Origin of the sequence: Paraburkholderia sediminicola, from assembly GCF_046030555.1 — a bacterium.
Classification (GTDB): domain Bacteria; phylum Pseudomonadota; class Gammaproteobacteria; order Burkholderiales; family Burkholderiaceae; genus Paraburkholderia; species Paraburkholderia sediminicola_E.
This window is the reverse complement of the sequence record NZ_JAQQCH010000069.1, coordinates 1-596: the sequence shown is the minus strand read 5'-3', so window position 1 is coordinate 596 and position 596 is coordinate 1. Positions and strand designations below refer to the sequence as shown.

Here is a 596-nt window from a genome sequence, read left to right as displayed (position 1 = left end):
GCACTTACTTCTCTTTGCCGCCGCAAAGAGAAGTAAGCAAGAGAAAGCGGCTCACACTGCTAATTCTTAAGCGGGTCCCTCGCGCAGTCGCGGTAGTGGCACATCTGGAATCTGTGCCCTCGCACCTTCAGCGTTAGTGACAAGGCCGTCATACATCCAGCGACGCTGCGCGCGCCGACGCGCATTTCAGAAAACCAACCACTACGTTTTCGTACCCGCGTTTCGCTCAGTATCGTGGCGTCCACCGCCACCGCCACCGCCACCGCCACCGCCACCGCCACCGCCACCGCCACCGCCACCGCCACCGCCACCGCCACCGCACCGCACAGCACAGCCGCCACAGCTGTATCCCGGTGTTTAATTGGACCGGCGAGCTTGGTTTTTCATTTACTGGCGGAGCTTGTTCATTGAATACTTGGGTGCTTCGCCGAGGCGAAGCCGATGGCCTCCACTGCACTCAAACGAAGCCCCTGGTTTCCCGCGCATACCTATCCGCGACGCACGCAGTGCGGAGTGGGAGCTGATGAGTCCTTTGTCACGGACGTCGAATGTGCGGGGGCACGGATTCCAGATGCGCCACTATCCCCTCCAAGCCA

At 60.9% G+C, this 596-nt stretch carries 1 protein-coding gene; it reads right to left on the bottom strand.

Translation table 11 applies throughout. The features are described from left to right. Positions 1-59: 59 nt before the first annotated feature. Entirely contained in the window at positions 60-341 is a 282-nt protein-coding gene (locus PQQ52_RS34605) for a hypothetical protein (RefSeq protein WP_408221526.1), read from the bottom strand. Positions 342-596: the final 255 nt, after the last annotated feature.